Annotated in this window: 21 protein-coding genes, 2 tRNA genes and 1 riboswitch; of the genes, 1 reads left to right on the forward strand and 22 read right to left on the reverse strand. The window is 25.6% G+C overall.

Translation table 11 applies throughout. The features are described from left to right. Window positions 1–24: 24 nt before the first annotated feature. Genes I1959_RS10405 through I1959_RS10415 form a run of 3 tightly spaced genes read right to left on the reverse strand, consistent with a single transcriptional unit; the run spans window position 25 to window position 4,215 of the window. On the reverse strand, window positions 25–1,923 hold the full coding sequence (locus tag I1959_RS10405) for a molybdopterin biosynthesis protein (protein WP_195238238.1): 1,899 nt from the start codon (window positions 1,921–1,923) through the stop codon (window positions 25–27). Between the two features lie 33 nt (window positions 1,924–1,956). Beyond that, on the reverse strand, window positions 1,957–3,177 hold the full coding sequence (locus I1959_RS10410) for a molybdopterin molybdotransferase MoeA (RefSeq protein WP_195238240.1): 1,221 nt from the start codon (window positions 3,175–3,177) through the stop codon (window positions 1,957–1,959). Window positions 3,178–3,198: 21 nt separating this feature from the next. After that, window positions 3,199–4,215 (reverse strand): aldehyde ferredoxin oxidoreductase N-terminal domain-containing protein, encoded by a 1,017-nt coding sequence (locus I1959_RS10415; RefSeq protein ID WP_195238241.1) that lies wholly within the window; start codon window positions 4,213–4,215, stop codon window positions 3,199–3,201. Window positions 4,216–4,382: 167 nt separating this feature from the next. Between I1959_RS10415 and I1959_RS10420 the strand changes: the two genes are divergently transcribed. Beyond that, entirely contained in the window at window positions 4,383–4,832 is a 450-nt protein-coding gene (locus I1959_RS10420; RefSeq protein ID WP_092925238.1) for a MarR family winged helix-turn-helix transcriptional regulator, read from the forward strand. Between the two features lie 30 nt (window positions 4,833–4,862). Here the strand turns inward: I1959_RS10420 and I1959_RS10425 are convergent, their stop codons facing one another. From I1959_RS10425 to I1959_RS10510, 19 genes are all read right to left on the reverse strand, one after another. After that, window positions 4,863–5,501 carry a nitroreductase family protein gene (locus I1959_RS10425; RefSeq protein WP_092925236.1) on the reverse strand — a complete coding sequence of 213 codons (639 nt, stop codon included), beginning with the start codon at window positions 5,499–5,501 and terminating at the stop codon, window positions 4,863–4,865. Between the two features lie 257 nt (window positions 5,502–5,758). Then, a complete protein-coding gene (locus I1959_RS10430) occupies window positions 5,759–6,445 on the reverse strand; it encodes a HesA/MoeB/ThiF family protein (protein WP_195238242.1) in 687 nt (228 codons plus the stop codon). Continuing rightward, the gene (locus I1959_RS10435; protein WP_166505623.1) at window positions 6,445–6,669 is read right to left on the reverse strand and encodes a MoaD/ThiS family protein; all 225 of its coding nucleotides are present in this window, start codon (window positions 6,667–6,669) and stop codon (window positions 6,445–6,447) included. Before I1959_RS10435 ends, I1959_RS10430 begins: the two co-directional genes overlap by 1 nt. A 25-nt stretch (window positions 6,670–6,694) precedes the next feature. After that, on the reverse strand, window positions 6,695–8,524 hold the full coding sequence (locus I1959_RS10440; RefSeq protein WP_195238243.1) for an aldehyde ferredoxin oxidoreductase family protein: 1,830 nt from the start codon (window positions 8,522–8,524) through the stop codon (window positions 6,695–6,697). A 95-nt stretch (window positions 8,525–8,619) separates the two neighbouring features. Next, window positions 8,620–8,735, reverse strand: a riboswitch (molybdenum cofactor riboswitch). A gap of 40 nt (window positions 8,736–8,775) precedes the next feature. Continuing rightward, window positions 8,776–9,165, reverse strand: coding sequence for a rhodanese-like domain-containing protein (locus I1959_RS10445; protein ID WP_092925228.1), 390 nt, complete (start codon window positions 9,163–9,165; stop codon window positions 8,776–8,778). Window positions 9,166–9,321: 156 nt separating this feature from the next. Further along, on the reverse strand, window positions 9,322–9,546 hold the full coding sequence (locus I1959_RS10450) for a FeoB small GTPase domain-containing protein (protein WP_334298506.1): 225 nt from the start codon (window positions 9,544–9,546) through the stop codon (window positions 9,322–9,324). A 23-nt stretch (window positions 9,547–9,569) separates the two neighbouring features. Further along, on the reverse strand, window positions 9,570–9,698 hold the full coding sequence (locus tag I1959_RS15795; protein ID WP_330383726.1) for a FeoB small GTPase domain-containing protein: 129 nt from the start codon (window positions 9,696–9,698) through the stop codon (window positions 9,570–9,572). 97 nt (window positions 9,699–9,795) lie between these two features. Continuing rightward, window positions 9,796–10,134 carry a DUF2325 domain-containing protein gene (locus tag I1959_RS10455; protein ID WP_092925226.1) on the reverse strand — a complete coding sequence of 113 codons (339 nt, stop codon included), beginning with the start codon at window positions 10,132–10,134 and terminating at the stop codon, window positions 9,796–9,798. A gap of 257 nt (window positions 10,135–10,391) precedes the next feature. Then, window positions 10,392–10,628, reverse strand: coding sequence for a hypothetical protein (locus I1959_RS10460; RefSeq protein ID WP_092925224.1), 237 nt, complete (start codon window positions 10,626–10,628; stop codon window positions 10,392–10,394). Between the two features lie 101 nt (window positions 10,629–10,729). Beyond that, complete coding sequence (gene trxA / locus I1959_RS10465) at window positions 10,730–11,056, reverse strand: thioredoxin (protein WP_195238244.1); 327 nt, start codon at window positions 11,054–11,056, stop codon at window positions 10,730–10,732. Between the two features lie 55 nt (window positions 11,057–11,111). Then, complete coding sequence (locus I1959_RS10470) at window positions 11,112–11,315, reverse strand: hypothetical protein (RefSeq protein ID WP_092925220.1); 204 nt, start codon at window positions 11,313–11,315, stop codon at window positions 11,112–11,114. Window positions 11,316–11,579: 264 nt separating this feature from the next. Further along, window positions 11,580–11,655 (reverse strand) — tRNA-Phe (locus I1959_RS10475). 3 nt (window positions 11,656–11,658) lie between these two features. Further along, window positions 11,659–11,747: transfer RNA gene (locus tag I1959_RS10480), tRNA-Ser, on the reverse strand. Between the two features lie 159 nt (window positions 11,748–11,906). Further along, window positions 11,907–12,521, reverse strand: a complete 615-nt coding sequence (locus tag I1959_RS10485; protein WP_092925218.1) for a methyltransferase — start codon at window positions 12,519–12,521, stop codon at window positions 11,907–11,909. Between the two features lie 49 nt (window positions 12,522–12,570). After that, a complete protein-coding gene (locus tag I1959_RS10490) occupies window positions 12,571–13,611 on the reverse strand; it encodes a glycoside hydrolase family 113 (RefSeq protein ID WP_092925216.1) in 1,041 nt (346 codons plus the stop codon). Between the two features lie 71 nt (window positions 13,612–13,682). Continuing rightward, a complete protein-coding gene (locus tag I1959_RS10495) occupies window positions 13,683–15,740 on the reverse strand; it encodes a cellulose biosynthesis cyclic di-GMP-binding regulatory protein BcsB (RefSeq protein ID WP_195238249.1) in 2,058 nt (685 codons plus the stop codon). A gap of 11 nt (window positions 15,741–15,751) precedes the next feature. After that, window positions 15,752–17,002 (reverse strand): glycosyltransferase, encoded by a 1,251-nt coding sequence (locus tag I1959_RS10500; RefSeq protein WP_195238251.1) that lies wholly within the window; start codon window positions 17,000–17,002, stop codon window positions 15,752–15,754. Window positions 17,003–17,004: 2 nt separating this feature from the next. Next, window positions 17,005–18,621 (reverse strand): DUF2334 domain-containing protein, encoded by a 1,617-nt coding sequence (locus I1959_RS10505; protein ID WP_176698668.1) that lies wholly within the window; start codon window positions 18,619–18,621, stop codon window positions 17,005–17,007. Then, complete coding sequence (locus tag I1959_RS10510) at window positions 18,611–19,459, reverse strand: diguanylate cyclase domain-containing protein (protein ID WP_092925208.1); 849 nt, start codon at window positions 19,457–19,459, stop codon at window positions 18,611–18,613. The genes I1959_RS10505 and I1959_RS10510 overlap by 11 nt, the downstream gene beginning before the upstream one ends. Between the last annotated feature and the right edge of the window lies 1 nt (window position 19,460).

Genomic DNA, 19,460 nt, shown 5'->3' on the forward strand with positions numbered 1-19,460 from the left:
AATTAATTGCTTTTTACCTATTTTTTATAAACTTATTATTTCACCTGTATTATTAGTATTATATCCGCCTAAACTTTTAACATTTTTTAAAAATTTATTGTCTTTTATTACTTCGAGTAGATTTTTTATAAACTCAAGTTCTAGGTATTCAGTTTTAATAAGTAAATCATATTCTTCTTCACATATAGGTATAAAATCTAAATCAAATACTTTAGCTGCTGAATATACACCTAATCCACAATCACAATCATCATTTTGTATTGCTTTGGCTAGTGACATATGAGTTAATTCTTCCCTTTCATATCCTTTTATATCACTCTTTTTTATGTTTTCTTTTTTTAGTAAATAATCAAATAACACTCTAGTTCCAGAACCTTTTTGTCTATTTATATATCGTATATTAACCAAATCTTTAATTCCTTTTATATTAAGTGGATTCCCTTTCTTAACTATTAAACCTTGTGTTCTATTTACAAGTTTTATTATAGATACATCTTCATCTATATATTTCTTTACATAAGATTTATTATAAGTTTCACAGTCTACATCAAATAAATGTATTGGAGCTATATGGCACTCATCCTTTTTTATAGACAATATTCCTTGAAAACTACCAACATGAGTTGAACTAAGCTTAAATTTTCCTTCAGTTTTTTTAGTCAACTCATTATTTATTAGATCCATAACTATATCATGACTTCCTATAGATACTATTGTTTTTTCTATTTTGCTTATATCATTCAATAGTTGTACATCTACATAGCTACCTTCTTCTATTCCTTCTATATTTTGAGGTATTGTTATAACTCCATCAGCATGTACTAAGCTAGTTACAGTTCCCGCTCCTCTTTTTATAGGCGTAGCGACATATTCATTATTTATATTTCCTACTTTAACTCTTACAAATTCTTTATACTTTAATGAACTCATTATTCTCTTTGTAAGTCTTGCCCTTATAACATTCCTTTTTTCTATCTCTTTATGTGTAAGTTTTGATATTACTTCTTTTACTATGTTTTCCATTACAACCCATCCAGATACAGGATATCCCGGTATTCCTATTATAGGTTTATTTTGACCATATCCAAGTATTGCAGGTTTTCCAGGTTTTATAGCTATTCCATGTATCACTACTTTTCCTAATTCTTCTATTATGTCATATGTATAATCTTCTCTACCTTGTGATGAGCCTGCGTTTATAAGTACCATATCGCACTCACTTAGTGCTAATAGCACACTTTGCTTTATTTTATAATAATTATCTTCTACTATTGGATAAACAACAGGTGTTGCTCCATACTCTAGTATAAGCCCTTCAAATAATTTAGAGTTAAATTCTATAATATCTCCGATTTCAGGTGTTTTATATCTATCTATTAATTCTGTTCCTGTTGGTATAATTCCTACCTTAAAATCTTTAAATACTTTTACTTTATCTACCTTTGCACTTATCATAGATGCTATATCTTGAGGTCTTATTTTATGAAAGCTTGGAACTATCATCTCTGTTTCAACTATATCTTCCCCTAAGCATCTTATATGCTGCCAAGGAATTGCCGGTTTATAAATTTTTATTTGTCCATCCTTTTTCTCTAATAAATCCTCTACCATTATAACTGCATCAAATTCCTTAGGTATAGGATCTCCTGTATCTACTTCTATATATTCTTTATCCTCTTTTAAAGTTATTATATTTTGTTCATTAGCCATAAATGTAAGTTTTGATTTTACTGCTACTCCATCCATTGCAGAACAGTTATAAAATGGAGATGATAACTTTGCAAAAACAGCATCACTTGTAACTTTGTTTAAACATTTATCTACATCTATAAATTTAGTATCTATTTTTTTTAGACTTAATATTTCATTAATATATTTTTTTAATCCTTCTTCTAATGAAATATTAGATAGATATCCCTTCATATCCTTCCCCCTATATTTACTATGATTAAATCTTTAAAAAGTATATACTTTAACTATATCTCCATTTTTTATACCTTCTAATTCTCTATCGATTTTTACATATCCATCACACTTTGCAAACTGCTTTATAGTACTTGATTTTGAAAATATAGGTACACATACTAGCCTATTGTCTTTTTTCTCTATATTTACACCTAAATATTCTTCTCGTCCTTTAGCCTTATGATAGTTGTATGTAAATTCACAAAGTGTATATTCTTCCTTATCTATATTATATAAACTTTTTATATATTTCTTAAATATTGCCTCTATTACAAAGGCACAAGATAAAGGATGACCTGGAAGTCCCATTACCAATTTATTACATATACTTGCTATTATAGTTGGCTTTCCTGGTTTTATAGCTATACCTTCTACTAAGACTTCACTATTTTCAAAGCTTTCTATTGCTTTTAATGTTTCGTCTTTTTTACCTACAGAGCTTCCTCCCGATATTAAAATTATGTCACATTCATTGAGAGCTTTTTGGATTAAATTTATTATGTCATTAAGATTATCTTTTGCTGATGGGTATATGATAGGATTTAAATTTATGTTTTTTAATTGACCATATAGTATGTATGCATTTATATCTTTTATCTTAGCTTCTTTTATATCTTCACTTATATCTAATATTTCATCTCCCGTTGATATTATACCAACAGTAAGTTTTTCATAAACATCTACTTCTTTTATATTAGCTCCTGCTAATACTCCAATATCTCTTTCATTTATAAGATGTCCTTTTTCATATAATACTTCATTTTCTTTTATGTCTTCTCCGACCTCTACTATATTTTCATTAAATGATATAGAATTTTGTATGAGTATATCTTTTTCATTTAACACTTCACAATATTCTATCATTACAACTCCCTGTGAATTTTTTGGTACCATAGCACCTGTTGGAGTATACACACAAGTTTCTTCTTCTAATAAAGTATTACAAATTTTTCCCATATAACTTTCGTCTATTTTTTTTAAGCATACAGGATTTGATTCACTAGCTAAAAATACATCATTAAATAATACTGAATATCCATCTACTAATGATTTTCTAAAGTGAGGTACATTTATATTTGATTTAATATCATCTGATATATATCTATTTAAGCCATCTATTAAACTTACTTTCTCAGAAATTATATCTTTTTTAAATTTATTTTTCATTATTTCTAATACTTTATCTACTGTTGTTACATCAAATAATTTCATAACTATCCCCTTTTAATAACATTAAATAGCAATACTAACTCCAAGTATTGATTTTGCTAGTATTTTTTTATCTTTATCATTTAAAATATCTTTTTCCATTAAAAGTTTGCAAAAACCTAGCTTTTCACATTCTTGTAATGTTTTATTTTTCTTAAAAAATTTACCTTCATTTATAAATAATGGTTTATAATACGAATAGTTATTTATAATATCTTCAATAAAATTTTCTAAATCTACTATTTCTGTATCAAAAGTCTTTTTGTATGTGTCTATTCCTCTAGCTAATGTTATACTGTCTAATCCATAAAAGTTTGATATATTATTTATATCGCTTGCTTCTTTTTCGCTAAATCCGTATCCTTTTATTTTGCTCAAAGATGTATTTTTACAATTTAGACAACATCCATAACAAGTATTATTCTCATCATACCAATTAATATTTGACTTATTAGTTATTTTTCTAGCTATAGAATCATTATATTTTTTTAATGTTGATATATCGTATGGTATTAAATTTTCTTGTTTCTTTAGTACTATAGCTTTTATATTTTTATCTGCCATTAATTTTCCTAATCCATTTTTTCCACAAGATTTATTATTTCTAAATATTATTTTAGAGAAATCTATTTTTTTAACTGATGCCAATCCTATTGATGCGATTTCTAATTCATTAGTACTTAATTCTTCTTTTATAGACTCAACAACTTTATCATAATCTTTATCTATTAGGTGACTTGCTTCTTTTATTTTTACACTTTCCTTATCTATATATAAATATATAGGTGTATCACTTTCTCCTTCAAACACTAAAAAATCATACCCATTACATTTCATAAAATGTGCAAAATGACCTCCAGTTTGAGATAAAGAATTTTTATCATATACCTTAAGTTTGTTGAGTCCAACTACACCATAACCTGCTAAAGATGGAGCTTCAAATACTAAATTATTATTACTTAAATTTATTTTGTGTTCGTCATACTGATGCACTGACTTTACCTTTTCGTTTTTTAAGTTTATGTATAGAATTTTTCTCATCAGTTACCCCCTCCCCTAATGTTAATTATATCACTGTAGAATTAAATATTATGTCATTTTTTAGACTATATATTGTAAAATTCTATGTTTTATAAAAAAATATGGGTAAATATGATATTATATATAAATAGAGATTATTATAATTTCCTCTAGATTGGAGAACTAAAATGAAAGATAAATACATTATTTATTTTATTAGTAGAACAAAAGCTAATATGATAAAATTCATAGAAAATAAATTAAAAGAAAATGACTTAACTGACTTAATACCAACTCATGGCAATATACTAACTGCGCTTTATGAAAGTGATAAAAAGCTCACTATGAAAGAAATTTCAAAAAAAATTGGTAAAGATAAGTCAACAGTTACTTCTTTAGTAAATAAACTTATAGATTTAGGATATGTAAAAAAAGAAAAATGTACTAAGGATAAGCGCGTTACTTATATAAGTTTGACTCAAAAAGCAAAAAATATTGAAGATAAATTTAACTTTATATCATCTCAAGTTAAAGAAACTGCTTATAAAGACTTTACAAAAGAAGAAAAAGAAGAATTTCTTAGATTACTTAGAAAACTTAGTTCTAATTTTAAAATTGAAAATGATAAGTATATATAAAAAGTGCCTCTATAAGAGACACTTTTTTAATTAGTCTATAAATGTAACTACTTCTTCAAGTGGTTTACGAGGTGGCTTAGGAGGTGTATTTTCTTCAGCTACACCTAAAGATATCATAGACATTAATTCAAATCCTGGTTTATCAAATCCTATTAACTTTTCTATTTCAGTTTTTGCATGAGTAGGTCCTGTCATATAGCAAGTTCCATATCCCATTTCTGTTGCTGCTAATAGGAAGTTTTCAACTGCTGCACCTATTCCTTGAGCTGCTGATTGAGGAGATACTAAAACATCTAACACTTCTTGAGGTGCGTTATTTTCTTTTAATATTTTATATTCTATCATTTTATATTCTGATCCATATACCATTATTACTACTGGAGCATTTTTAAAGCATGTATAATATTTAATTACACTCATATGTATTTTTCTATCTTTTTCAGTTTTTGCTAATTCACCTATTTTTTCATGGCTTTTAGTTACTATATCAGCCATTTCATTTATTACTTCACGGTTAGTAAGTACTACAAAGTGCCAGTTTTGTTGATGCTTTGGAGATGGGGCTTCTGTTGCTGCTTCTAGCATTTTTAATATGTCTTCTTTTGGTACTTCTTCATCTTTAAATTTTCTTACACTCTTACGATTGTATATAAGGTCTAAATTTGCCATTTTACTTCTCCTTTTGATGTTTTATATAATTATACTATATACATATGTTATAGTATTATCACTAATTTAAATATAATTGCTTATTATTTATAAATAGTTTGTCATCAAACTAATTGTATACTAAAAAATAGTTTTATGTCAAACTTTTTTATATTTTATATAAAAATATCCTATAAAATGAAATTTTTTAATTCAATTTACAGGATATTTTCTTTTTCATTATTTAATTTTAATATTTATATTTACAAATATTTAATCTAATATGTTTTATCTATCTCTATAATATTATATTCGCCATATAATAAGTCTATAAAAAGTACTTTGTTTCTTAATATTTCACCTTTATTAAGTAACACCTTTATAGCTTCACTAACTTGTATAGATGCCACTAGACCTAGGGTAAAAGAAGGATTGCTTAATTTATTATCTGTTTCTTTTTTATATTTATATATATAATCTAGATTATTATCTCCTGGATATATAGTACTAACTTGACCATACCATCCACTTATAGCACCATGAATTAGTGGTATATTTAAGGCTTCACAATATCTTTGAAGTATAAATCTAGTGCTTATATTATCTAATGCATCTATAACTACATGACAATTATTTATAATCTTTTCACAGTTATTACTATCTAAATGCTCACTAACTATATCTATGTTTACATTATTATTAATTAATTTTATTCTTTCTTTAGCCTCTATAGCCTTATTTTTCCCAATATTATTTTCATTACACAAGATTTGCCTATTTAAATTGCTTATATCAAATGAATCTTCATCTACTAATTTTAAATAACCTATACCTATCCTTGATAGCATTTCTATTACATATCCACCTAAGCCACCGCATCCTACTATACAAATTTTAAAATTTTTTAATTTATCATTTTCAACCTTAGTTAAAGTTCCTATATTTCTTTCATATCTTTTATTCATCAACCACCACCAACTGGCGGGAATATAGATAAAATATCCCCGTCCTTAAGTTTTCTATCAAATCCTCCATCCATACCATTTAGTAAAAGTATGGATACTTCTTCTTTGTCTATATTTAAAATTTTTAGTATATCAATTATATTCATATCCTCTGCAATTTCTAATACTTGTTTTTTCTCTCTTCCTTCTCTAAATGTTGCAAATAACCTTATCTCTATTTTCATGCTATCCCCTTAATAAATTTATATATTAATTTTTTGCAAATATATTTCCTATATACTCTTCAAGACCTAGTGCTTTTAATGTTTCATCTAATGGTATCCCATTTTCATCCCAACCCCTAACTTCATAATATTTAGGAAGTAGTTCATCTAACCTATGAACATGACCTTTAGTTGGTCCATTTGGAATTGGATCATATATTAGCCTATCTGGTAAAGTATCTTGACTACTATCTATTCCTGCTTTTAAATTAAATATTTTTTCTAAAGTCCATATTCTATCGCCTGCTTGAAGTAATGTTTCAGGTGTATATATTTCTCCACATACTGCATTATACATATCTACATAATCATCAAGTCCTAGTCCAAAGGTAGTAAATACACAAAGTCCTAACGAGTCTATAACAGCAGTCAAATCATGAAATACCTTTGCATAAGCTGGTTTGCCTTCTACTTCTAGTTTATTTAATTTTTCAGGTACTCCTAGTATCTCTGGATTTATCATATATCCTTTTATATGACACCCTCCTCTGTTATTAACTGCATAAGTTATACCATGACCTTGTATTCCTCTTGGGTCATATGCTGGCAATTCTTGTTTTTTGACAGTCATAGAATACTGAGTTGCATCATACTTTTCACACAATCTATATGCACCATCTGCTAATAAATCTCCAAATCCTTCTCTTTTAGCCATTTTTTCAGTCCACTTAACTACAGCTTCAACATCACCCCAGTTAAGGGATAGTTTGTCATCTTTGATTTCTTCGTCTTTTATATATCCTCTTTGATAAAGCTCCATAGCCGTTGCGATAGTTGCTCCTGCTGATATAGTATCTAATCCATATTCATTACAAAGCATATTTGCTTCATTTATAGCATGTAAATCATATACATCACAATCTGACCCATAAGACCAAAGGGTTTCATACTCTGGTCCTCCTACCTCTTTACCATTTTTAAGTTTAACTACTCTACCACAAGCTATAGGACATCTATAGCAAGCGTGTTTTTTAACTAATGTATTTTCAGTCATTATCTCTCCACTAATTAAATCCGCCTTATCAGTGTATGATTCTTGAAAGTTTTTAACTGGATGAACTCCATTCTCATTTATTATATTAACTAAAATTGCAGTACCATAAGTTGGAAGCCCCCCTCCAGCAACCGGATTATTTCTAAGTATATTTACCTTTTCAGCATTTACCCTCTTAACTAATTCTTCATTAGCTACATTTACCTTTTTGCTACCTTTTACAACAATAGCTTTTAAATTTTTAAAACCCATTACAGCTCCTACTCCACCTCTACCTGCAGCTCTATCTACATCATTCATAATTGCTGATATAAGAGATAAATTTTCTCCTGCTGGTCCTATGCAAAGTACATTAGCTTTATTATGCTTTTTAGATAATTTTTCAGTTATTTCACTAGATACCATTCCCCAATAATCACTAGCATCTTTTATCTCTACTTTATCATCTTCTATATATAAGTATACTTTATCATCAGATTTACCTTCTATTATTAACATATCATACCCTGCATTTTTAAGCTTAGTTCCCCACTTTCCACCTGAGTTTGATATAGCTATTGTTCCTGTAAGTGGAGATTTTGTTACTACCATATATCTTCCACTTGTAGGCATAGGTGATGCTGTTAATGGGCCTGTAGCTATTATAAGCTTATTTTCAGAACTTAATGGTTCTACCATAGGATCTACTTCATCAATAAAAGTTTTTACACCAAGACCTCTAGCCCCTATATATTTTTTAGCTAATTTTAAATCTAAATTTTCTACCTCAATAGTCTTTTCACTTAAATTTACTCTTAATACTTTTCCATTATATCCATACATAAATTTCTCCTCCTATTTTTATTTATAGTAACCAAAAAAGCCTATCTAAAAGTAACCATACTTTTAGATAGGCTAAAAATCCGCATAAAAAGGAAAGGTTACTACACTTTTCTCCTTTCCAACAGGAGGCATAAACATTTCTATTTATACCCTACCGTTTTATTAACCATAGCATAGCCTTAGGTTAACAAAATCGGAGAATTTATATTTAATTAAATAGTAGTATTTAAATTGATAAATGTCAAATACAATCATATGCTAAACCATTTTTTTATTCCTTTTTTAACTGGCTTAAAATATTGTTTTATCCCCCCTTCTAATATCTTAGTGTCTATACCTAAACACCTTGAATAAAAAGCTACTATTGGACTTCTAAGTCTTCCCTGAGAACATCCTAAAACTATTGTTTTTTCTTTGTTATTAGATAACCTAAGTAAATCTCTTTTAATATTTTTTCTATTTTTTATAAGCCCTATTAGTATTATAGGAAAAGCTATCATAATATATTTTTTTAATAGTTTATGATCTTTTTCATCTATAACAGGTACATTATATTTAAACAATGGCATTTTTTCAAATTCTTCTTTTGATCGTACATCTATTGTTACCTCATCTTTTATATCTTCTAATTTAATATACATTCCACCTCAACCACTTTTTAACTTTTCTGTATTATACCACAATAATAGATTATTGTCCTTACTATATACTATTATCTAGTATAGACTATAGTGCTTCTTTTATTACGGCAAAAGGTCGTATAAAATACTTTATACGACCTTTATATTATCTATTTTTCATAAATCTATCTCTATTCCTATATTTTTAGCCATGTCAATCATGTTAACTATTAATATTATAGGCTTTTTATATTTCATAAGTTGAGTTGTTAAATAAAGATTTCTAGATAAATTTGATGCATGTACTATATTTACTATTACACCTGCATTATCATTTTCTAAGTATTCTTTTGAAATTTTCTCTTCATTAGAAAAAGTATCCATTGCATAAATTCCAGGCAAGTCAACAATTTTTATATTATCATTTATATTCCCCTATTTTTTTCTATAGTTACACCTGGCCAGTTGCCTACACGTTGTTTAAGACCTGTTAATCCATTAAATAAAGTAGTCTTACCAACATTAGGATTTCCTAATAATGCCACACTAATCATAATTTTCCCCATTTTGTTGATTTTAATATTTATTATCATTTAATTAATATTATTCATTACTTAAAGTTATTAACTGATAATATATAATTAAAATTATCTAACTTTTATTTTGTTTTAGTAGCTTATTACACTTACATTCATTACAGTTTCCTAAACACTCATCCACCATCTCTAAACATTCTAAAAATGCACATTTGCTACTGTTTTTATGTCTAATTATCGGTATATTTTTCTTTTTTGCATGCTTTTGTACTACATCTATCATTTTATGAGATACTACTGATGTGAATATTACAAGAGCATCTGGACTTCCGATTGATTTATTTAACTTACTTGACATGTTCAAGTAAACTTTAGTTTTATGACCTTTTTCTTTTGCTAAATTTATGTAATCTTTTTTTAACTTTTCATTACCTCCAACTATTACTAAGTTCACAATATTTCACCTCTCATACTTCTATACTTAAATAATAGTACTTTGATTATTGATAGTCAATACTTATTGATATTTATTTTCATTTATCATTTGTATATTTATTTTTACATAAACTATATAATAACTATTTAATTAAATATAATAAGAAAAGCTATAAAATATATATTTAAGTCTATATTTTATAGCTTTTCTTATTCATACTTATTTTTAAAACTTTAATTTAGTAATTTATAAATTTTATTATTATAAAATACTACCTATTTTTTTATACTATCCTTTAATGCTTTACCTACATTCTTTCCAGTATTTAATGTTTCTTTTCCTACATTATATCCTGTTTTAATAGCTTCTTTTCCTACATTTAAAGTTCCGCCAACAGCTTCTTTAGCAACATTTCCTACGCCATTTATAACTTCTTTACCTATATCTCCAACTGGCTTTGTTACTTTCTTTACAGTCTTGTCTAATTTATTTGCCAATCTTCTCAACTCCATAAAATATATTAAGGGAATTCCCTTAATATATTTTATGACTTATATTGGCACATTGTTACAACCCTATATTATTCACTTCTTCTACTTTATATATTTAAATATTAAAAATTAGAATTTATCTTTTCTATTATTTGTTGTTTTGGCATAAAACCTACCATCTTATCAACTGGCTTTCCATCTTTAAATATCATAACTGTAGGTACAGTACTTACACCATATTTTCTAGCTAATTCTAAACATTGGTCTATATCTACTTTACTAAAGCTAGCTTTATTTCCTACATCCTTTGCAGCTTCCTCAAAAACTGGTGCCAACATCTTACATGGGCCACACCAAGTAGCAAAAAAATCTACTACAGCTATCCCTGATCCATTTTCTATTTTAGAGTTAAACTCTTCGTCATTTATTATTTTTACGAATTCTTCCATACTAATTTATACTTAACTTTATTAAGTATATCTCCTTTCTATTTTTATTTTAATTTTATTTATATTTTGTATTATATGGTTGCATTTCATCATATGTCAAAGCTTTAGGCTTTTGTTTATAATGTATTTTCTTACTAACTGATTCATTTTCATTTTCTATAGCATTTCTTATATCTGTATATGTTTGTGCATGATTAACTAAATCAGTTAACTGTGGATTTTCATCTAATATTCTTTTACTGTTATTTACTTTTCTCATATAAACATCCCTTTCTTTTCTTTTTATTAGATTTCCACCTATGTTTTTTTTAATGCATACTTTAAACCAATTGTGGCTTAGTAATAAATGTATTAAAAAACGCATAAATCCAAATTAATGGATTTATGCGTTTTAATTTCCAATAAAAATTTCATATATAATATCTAAAGTACATAGTCATTATTTTTAATTTAAGTATCTATCAGTAGATTTATAATTAATTTAAAATTTATAAAAAAAGCATCTATATTCTAGATGCCTTACTGGTGCCCAGAGGCGGAATCGAACCACCGACACGGGGATTTTCAGTCCCCTGCTCTACCGACTGAGCTATCTGGGCATTTGGCGGAGAGGGTGGGATTCGAACCCACGGTGCCGTTAAGCATCACTGGTTTTCAAGACCAGCTCCTTAAACCACTCGGACACCTCTCCAATGATTTTTATCTCTTATATTTATTAATATATCATAAATTTTTACATTTTTCAATAATTTTTATATTTTTTCCTTTTATTTCAAAAACTATATAAAATAGAAATGAGCATTTCAAATACTTATTTCTATTTTATATAGTATCTTTTAATCTCATTATATTATGCATAATATGGTATATTATAAACTAAGAATCTTTCATTAACATCTTTCTTATATAACTTTTCTAACTGTATTTCTTCTTTTAGCATAAATGGTGTCTCATTTTCTATATAATATATATAATCATCACTAGGATAATACAATATTAACTCAATATACCTTTCACTTTTATATACTGAATCTAATATATTTTCTACTATCTTCCTAAATATCTGTACTGAAAATGGATTAAAAAAATAAAATCTATTATCTTTACTTTTTATTTCATAATCTTGTGCATAGCAACATTTAAATTCTATTTTTTCTTTACCTTTCTTATGTTCACTTACATACGCTTCTTTATTTTTAATACATTCTTTATAATACTTTTCCTCCATTTCTATTCCAACTACATTAGAATTAAATCTATAATTTATATAAAAGTTTAGCCTACCTTTCCCACATCCAAAATCAACTATAAAATCATCTTCATTTAAGCTGTATATTTTAAATAATTCGTCTAAACATTCATATGATGTAGCTTGATATGGATGATAATGCCTTACTTTTTCACTCCATAATTCTTCTCCTAAAGTATCTATATTTAATAATTTTTCATATTCTTTTTCTGTCATTTATTTCATTTCCTATCTAAATATATTTTTTATTGAAACTCTATTCAGATTAGTAATACCATTTAGATATAATTTCTATACTTTCCTTTGATGGATAAAAATTTTTATCTTTTCCCTTTTTTCCTACTGCAAATATAGAAAATCCTTTTATGTAGTCTTTATCTTCAAATACAATTTTATAAGCGTTAAAACATCTAGCTTGTTCTTTTCCATTTTCTACATTGGACACTTCACTATTCCATGGATGTGTTGCTGCATTATCTTTTTTAGGAAATCCTAATTCAGCAAAGTAGATAGGCTTATTATATTTTTCATAGAATCTATATATTTCTTCGACCACATTTTGATTTCTATTATATATAGTAGTAGAGTTTAAAGCATTTACTAATTCTTTTACTGTATTTTCTTTTTTATCACTAAGTTCAAAATAAGCTGCTATAGATATAAAATCTACTTTAGAAAATATTTTATTATTTAATTTTTTGTAATAATCCTCATTACTCTTTCTATCCCAACTAGCTGTATACCACCATGTAGTCTTATATGTTACTTCTCCCTTAAATCGCCCTTTAACAAAATTAACTATATCACACCAGTTATCTTCATACATCTCTAACTTTGAGAAATTTGATGCTATAATCATTATATCTACATCGTACTTATTTGCTATATCCTTAATTAAAATATTTAATATATTTTTCCAATCTTCAAAGAATTTTTCCTTATTTACGGGGTTATAATCAGTTTCATATTTACTTCCATTAGCTATCCACGGATATGCTTCTAATATAATATTTATACCTTTTGATTTCAGTATTTTTATTAATCTTATGGCTTTTTCTTTACTATAAGAATTTATTTTCATATTATTTGAGTCTAAATCTGGTATTTCTATAACTATAGGTACATTAACAGTATTCACTTTCAAATCATCTATATCCTTTAAAGCTTGTTCTATTTCATAATCAGTTGATAAGTTAACAGATTTTATCTTTTCTGTTATAGTATTATTTTTGTTAGTACTTTTAATAGCAAAAATAACGCTTAGTATTACTAATGAAGTAATTATTATTAATATTTTTTTTCTCATAGCTCTCCTATCTTTTTTAAATATAAAATACTAAGCATTAGTTATAAAGCTTAGTATTTTATATTTATATATTATTTTTTATATTTTAAAGCTAATAAAACTGTTGCTGATATAACCATTAAAAGTAATACTGATGCAACTATTATAAACTGTTTACTTTTATTATCTAGTTTATTTACTTCTTTAGTCTCTTTATTTTCATCTACATCATCTAACTTATAATTTAAATCTTTTATATTTCCTTCTCTATCAATTACTATAGTATCGCCTTTTAATGACTTTGTGAGATCTAAATCATTTAAATATCTAGTACTTAATGCTAAATCCTTCATTTCTGTTGATGCAATAACCATCATACCCTTATCTTTATTATATGGCGATTTTGTAAGTTGTATAGATGATAGTTGTTTTGAATAATCTCCTATGAATTTTATCTTTTCGTTGCTTTCAAATCCTAAATAATCTTTATTAAATTTTAAATTTAGATATTTATTAACATCTTTTATAGTTAAATTATTAGTTGGAGTTCCTATTATTATTAAATTACTTTTTTTATCATCTGATTTTAAATCACTTGATTTTATAAATCTTATATCTCCATTGTTATATTTAATACTATGACCTATATAGGATATTATACTACCTATTTGCGTTAATGCTGTTGAGTCTAATTTATCGGGTACTACAACTACTGTATCATTAACTTTATCATCCTTAACAAATGGATACGGATAATTTTTCATAGTTAAATTATTGGTATCATTGTAATCAAATTCTATATATGATTCATTTGATATATATGCAAATGGATTATCAGTATCTCTAGTTACACAAGCTAAATCTAATAGTTCTAAATTAAATACAATTTTGATTTGATAATAATTTTGATTTAAAGTTTCTTTTGGAAGGTTAAGCTCTACGGTATCATTATTGGCATTTTCCTTTGTTAGTTTCTTGCTTCCTATAGGTATATTATTTACATATATAGTTACTAAAGATCTTTCAAAATCTAAATTCTCACCATATCTAATATTTAAATTTATTTTACTACCTTCTTTAACTTCTTTGCTTTTAGGTATACTTATATCTATTATTGATTCTTGTGTAAATGGTCCTTTCAATGTAATATTATCATAACCTAAATCTTTAAAATTCAATCTATTTTTATTTTTATAATTATATATGTCATCTACATCCGTACCTTCATTTATAATTATGCTATCTTTGTTTAATTCATTTATTAAATCTTTACTATTTATAAGTTTGCTAGCTTTTTTAAGTAGTTCTTCATTATTGGATATTATGATAAGCATTTTTTTATTTTTATCAAATATTGAATTTGTATTTTTTATAATACAATTTTTATCCAAATCTTCTTTTTCTTTTGCAGTTAATAAATTAAGTATTTCACTTGAAGTATTACTTTTATTGCCTATATATATAACATTTTTATCCTTGTTTTTAAATTGAGAGTATAGATTTATATCAAAATTAACATTATCATTTATTATTTTTTCTCCAAAACCACTACTAAGTATCATAGCCGAAGTTAATTCTTCACTTGAATAATTATCTGGTATTAATATACTAGTTTCTAATTCATTTCTTCCATTTTCATTTATATAAGTATCTTTGTACTCGCTTATCAAATTAGATGTTGGCTTATAATTATAGGATACACTTATATTTGATTCCTTATGTACTACTAACCAGTTAGCTGTATTTGAGTCATCTCTACAAACCTTATCAGAAATAGTTTTATAAGCTTTTATCTCTACTTTATTATAACCTGCCTTTATTAAATCTTTTGGTATATCTATATTTATTTCTTTTTTATATTCCTTATTTCCATCTAATCGTTCTGAATGGATTGGCACATCATTTACAATTATTGTTATTGTAGAATAATTCACATCTAATAGTTCACTTTTTGTAAATACTAAGTTAATCTTAGTTTTTTCAACTAAAGCATTTTTAGGAACTTCAAAATATTTATTAGTACTACTTATAACCCCATTCATAGTTATGTCATTTTTAAATTTGTAATTTTTTACATTTTGCTGTGCAAAAACTATATCACAGCTTGTAAAACTAATAATTAATGATATCATTATTGCTATTAATCTCATTTTATTTTCTCCTAAAATCGTTCGGTTTTATACCACTTAACTTCTCTTTTGTGTATAGCGTCAGAAAAATACCCAACCATTCCTTTTATAGCAACAAATAGCCACATTTGAGAATATGTAAAATACATAAGCCCAACTAAAAATATATTGCTTAAATTACTCTCTCCCTTTTCCATACTAAGTGTTATAGATACCTGTATTACAAATAGTATATATGATAGTATCCATATAGTAAAAAAATCAAATGGGATATTTATAGTTACTATTTTAAATATTCCTAAAATAAATATTATATCTGATAATACAACAGATGTTAAAAATAGAAAATATACTGAAAAGAAGTATAGTATATCAAACAGCACTCTATTTTGTTTGCCCTTAAATAAATTAGTAATATACTTAACTAATACATATATATTTCCCTTTACCCATCTTGTTCGTTGCTTTATCCATACATTTACAGTTTCTGGTTCTTGCTCCCAGGTTACTGATTGAGGGACATATGTTATTCTTTGTCCCATTTTATAAATCCTAAAACTTATTTCTGTATCCTCTGCTATTGCCTTTGTGTCCCATCCTCCTAATTTTTCTATAGTACTTCTTCTAAGTACAAAATTAGTGCCTGGTATAGTACAAAGACCTAATAATTGTTTTCTACCTGCTTGAGCTATCCATTGAAAACTTAGAGTTTCTATATTTATAAACTTAGTTAATATGTTTTTATGCTTGTTTCTAGTTCTAAATTTTCCTATAACAGCCCCTAGTTTTTCATCTTTAACTATGGTCTGTATCAAATATCTTAGTGCAGTTTTTTCTGGTGTATTGTCAGCATCATATATTGCAATATATTCTCCCTTAGATATTTGATATCCTATATTTAGTGCATTTGATTTTCCTTTACCACCTGTTATATTATCCGTATTTATGATGGTAAAATTATAATTTCTATATCTATTTTTTATATTTTCTAATATTTCCTTGGAATTATCACTAGAATTATCATTTATAACGATAAGTTCCATTTTATCTATAGGATAATCTAGTAGTAATAAAGATTCTACAGTTTTACCAATTACCTTGCCTTCATTATGTGCTGGTATTAGTATTGATACAAAAGGGAACTCTTTTAATTTTTCATCTTTAAATTTAAGACTCTTTAAATAATATATATATCCACTTATAGCTAGTATTATATTTGTTAAGAGTATAGCCCATATAGATGATAAGGAAATTAAAAATATATAATCTACTAAACCTATCATAATTATCTCCTTGTAAACTTTCGTCTATTTATAATCTTAAATACTATAAAGATTAATATAAATATTAGCAATACTACAACAACAAACTTTACAACTATATCATTTAACTTATTTATAGACTTATTAAACACTAAATCATTGTGTTTTCTTATAGATTTATACTTATCATAACTTGTTATTATATTCTTGTTATTTGATTCTATTTTTATATCATCTATATTTATATAGTTGTTTTCTTTTTTTAAATCTAAAAAGCTTACATTTTTAGATTTAAGATATTCTATACACTCTTTTAAATAGTTTGTGTCTACATCAGTATGGAAAAAAAATCCTCCAGTATGACCTCTTACCATAGATAGTTTATAATAATTATATTTTATTTTATCTACCGCTAATTTGTCATCTTTAGCTATATATCCTAAATTTTCCGGTATTAGTGTATTAAAATTTTTACTATCTTTTATTATATATGGAAATGTACTCATATTAAAAATTTCACTATTATTTTGGTATCTCCCCATATATGTAGATATGTATTTTTTGATTTCTTTATACCCATCTTGAATCATAGCATATTTTTGTGCTTCAAATCCCAATGGGTATATATCATTTTCTATACATAATCTTAGTCCACTTAATAACCTATTTTTAATATATATATTTATATCTTCACTTTTACTATTTAATATCTCTTTATTAAAAAATTCATACTCATCTTCATCTGATTTTTCTTTTCTATTATGATAGTATCCATTTAATATAACACTACCACCTTTATCTTGCATATATTTTATAGTATTTATAAAATTTTCATCTAGAGTGATTAATTCTTTAATACTCTTATCTCGATAAGTAGGTGTTAAAGATATTATGAATGGTATATTTTCTTCATATAAATAATTAGCTAAATCCTCTAATTTTTTTGTGTCACTAAGAGGATTTACATCTTCTATTTTTACAAATATTTTACTTTCTTCAAAAGAAGTTCGTTCAAAGAAATCATTTAACGTATCTTCAAATATATAAGATTCATACATGTTCCAATCAGATATATAATACAAATTTTTATCTTGCAATATATATGGGTATGTGTTATATCCATCACTCATAGTAGCAATAATATTACTTTTACTACTTGGTTGTATTATGTTGTAATCACTTTCATTTTCTAATACTATATCGTCTCCTTTATAGTTTAATCTTGTTATATTATTATTTTTATATATGTACTTTATTGAATATTTATTATTATACTCTAGTAAATTTGCAATTTTATCCCCTATCCAGTATATACGTTTATTGTAATTATTAATATCTTCTAAAAATATTTTATTCTCTATATTATTGTTTATATTTATAACAAAGACATAGTCATAATTGTTTAAACATCCTTTTTTATAATCATTTATATTAATATTGTCCACTTTATTATTAAATACGTATAGTAGCTCATTAAGGTGATTTACTGTATTAACATTAGACTTAAATTTAGTTTTAGTTTCATAAACTATAAGAGATTTTTTATTGCTATTATTTTCACTATAAATTCCACTTGAACTTGCTAAAATTATACTAATTATAATAGTTATTTCTATTATAAATTTTTTTTTAAACATCATATTGTAATTCCTCTTGTACATATGTTTTATATTCAATAGGAGACTTTATATTTTTTTTATACTCTACTGCTGCTATTTTTGTGTCTATATTTATGTAATTTTTATTATTTTTCAAGCTTAGACTAAGTTCATCTATACCTGTTTTTATTCTTTCTTTTACTATATTAGCACCAAATTCATCTGTATTTGGCATTATTATAGCTATAGTATCATTTTCTATTGTGTATCTTTCATCTTCTATTCTTGTAGACTTTACAACTATATTGCTTATATCTTTCATTAGTTTGTTAGTTTTAACTTCCCCAAGTATGTTCTTTATTTCTTTATAGTATGGTAAGTTTATAAGCATTAAAGATAATTGAGTTTCATGCCTTTTAGCCTTACTCATCTCTCTTTCTAGATTCATATAAAATGCTTTTATATTAAATAATCCTGTATCCTCATGTATAGTAACCAAATTTTTATATTCATTTTCTAGCTTAAGATTTGATTGTTGAAGATTATTTATACTATTTGTAAACTTTCCTGTTGTATAAGATATTATTGGCATAAATATCATCCATATATAAGACATATATGTTATTTCTACATTTTTCGTTAGATTTATATAAAATATATATGCTGCATATATAAATATAGAAACTGATGTTGCTATAAGCCCTATAATTATTCCCCCTGTGTAAGTCATAATTATAGTAAAAAATGTTATACAAAACATTATAAAACTTAAATTTTGTGTTTGAAATTTAATATCAAATACAAATAACATGGTGATTATAAATAACTCTAATATTAGTCCTAAAAAATATCCATCTATCTTTTTGGAAATTCTATTCATA

The sequence above is a fragment of the Romboutsia sp. 1001285H_161024_C4 genome (assembly GCF_015550185.1).
Classification (GTDB): domain Bacteria; phylum Bacillota; class Clostridia; order Peptostreptococcales; family Peptostreptococcaceae; genus Romboutsia_C; species Romboutsia_C hominis.

What these genes read in the sequence shown, in the direction of transcription:
- I1959_RS10435 (WP_166505623.1), bottom strand. Translation starts at nt 6,669, where the DNA reads ATGAAAATAGAGATAAGGTTATTTGCAACATTTAGAGAAGGAAGAGAG.
- I1959_RS10460 (WP_092925224.1), bottom strand. Translation starts at nt 10,628, where the DNA reads ATGGAGTTGAGAAGATTGGCAAATAAATTAGACAAGACTGTAAAGAAA.
- I1959_RS10405 (WP_195238238.1), bottom strand. Translation starts at nt 1,923, where the DNA reads ATGAAGGGATATCTATCTAATATTTCATTAGAAGAAGGATTAAAAAAA.
- I1959_RS10510 (WP_092925208.1), bottom strand. Translation starts at nt 19,459, where the DNA reads ATGAATAGAATTTCCAAAAAGATAGATGGATATTTTTTAGGACTAATA.
- I1959_RS10485 (WP_092925218.1), bottom strand. Translation starts at nt 12,521, where the DNA reads ATGACAGAAAAAGAATATGAAAAATTATTAAATATAGATACTTTAGGA.
- I1959_RS10410 (WP_195238240.1), bottom strand. Translation starts at nt 3,177, where the DNA reads ATGAAATTATTTGATGTAACAACAGTAGATAAAGTATTAGAAATAATG.
- I1959_RS10505 (WP_176698668.1), bottom strand. Translation starts at nt 18,621, where the DNA reads ATGATGTTTAAAAAAAAATTTATAATAGAAATAACTATTATAATTAGT.
- I1959_RS10495 (WP_195238249.1), bottom strand. Translation starts at nt 15,740, where the DNA reads ATGAGATTAATAGCAATAATGATATCATTAATTATTAGTTTTACAAGC.
- I1959_RS10490 (WP_092925216.1), bottom strand. Translation starts at nt 13,611, where the DNA reads ATGAGAAAAAAAATATTAATAATAATTACTTCATTAGTAATACTAAGC.
- I1959_RS15795 (WP_330383726.1), bottom strand. Translation starts at nt 9,698, where the DNA reads ATGATTAGTGTGGCATTATTAGGAAATCCTAATGTTGGTAAGACTACT.
- trxA (WP_195238244.1), bottom strand. Translation starts at nt 11,056, where the DNA reads ATGGAAGAATTCGTAAAAATAATAAATGACGAAGAGTTTAACTCTAAA.
- I1959_RS10430 (WP_195238242.1), bottom strand. Translation starts at nt 6,445, where the DNA reads ATGAATAAAAGATATGAAAGAAATATAGGAACTTTAACTAAGGTTGAA.
- I1959_RS10415 (WP_195238241.1), bottom strand. Translation starts at nt 4,215, where the DNA reads ATGAGAAAAATTCTATACATAAACTTAAAAAACGAAAAGGTAAAGTCA.
- I1959_RS10420 (WP_092925238.1), top strand. Translation starts at nt 4,383, where the DNA reads ATGAAAGATAAATACATTATTTATTTTATTAGTAGAACAAAAGCTAAT.
- I1959_RS10470 (WP_092925220.1), bottom strand. Translation starts at nt 11,315, where the DNA reads ATGAGAAAAGTAAATAACAGTAAAAGAATATTAGATGAAAATCCACAG.
- I1959_RS10440 (WP_195238243.1), bottom strand. Translation starts at nt 8,524, where the DNA reads ATGTATGGATATAATGGAAAAGTATTAAGAGTAAATTTAAGTGAAAAG.
- I1959_RS10425 (WP_092925236.1), bottom strand. Translation starts at nt 5,501, where the DNA reads ATGGCAAATTTAGACCTTATATACAATCGTAAGAGTGTAAGAAAATTT.
- I1959_RS10445 (WP_092925228.1), bottom strand. Translation starts at nt 9,165, where the DNA reads ATGTATATTAAATTAGAAGATATAAAAGATGAGGTAACAATAGATGTA.
- I1959_RS10500 (WP_195238251.1), bottom strand. Translation starts at nt 17,002, where the DNA reads ATGATAGGTTTAGTAGATTATATATTTTTAATTTCCTTATCATCTATA.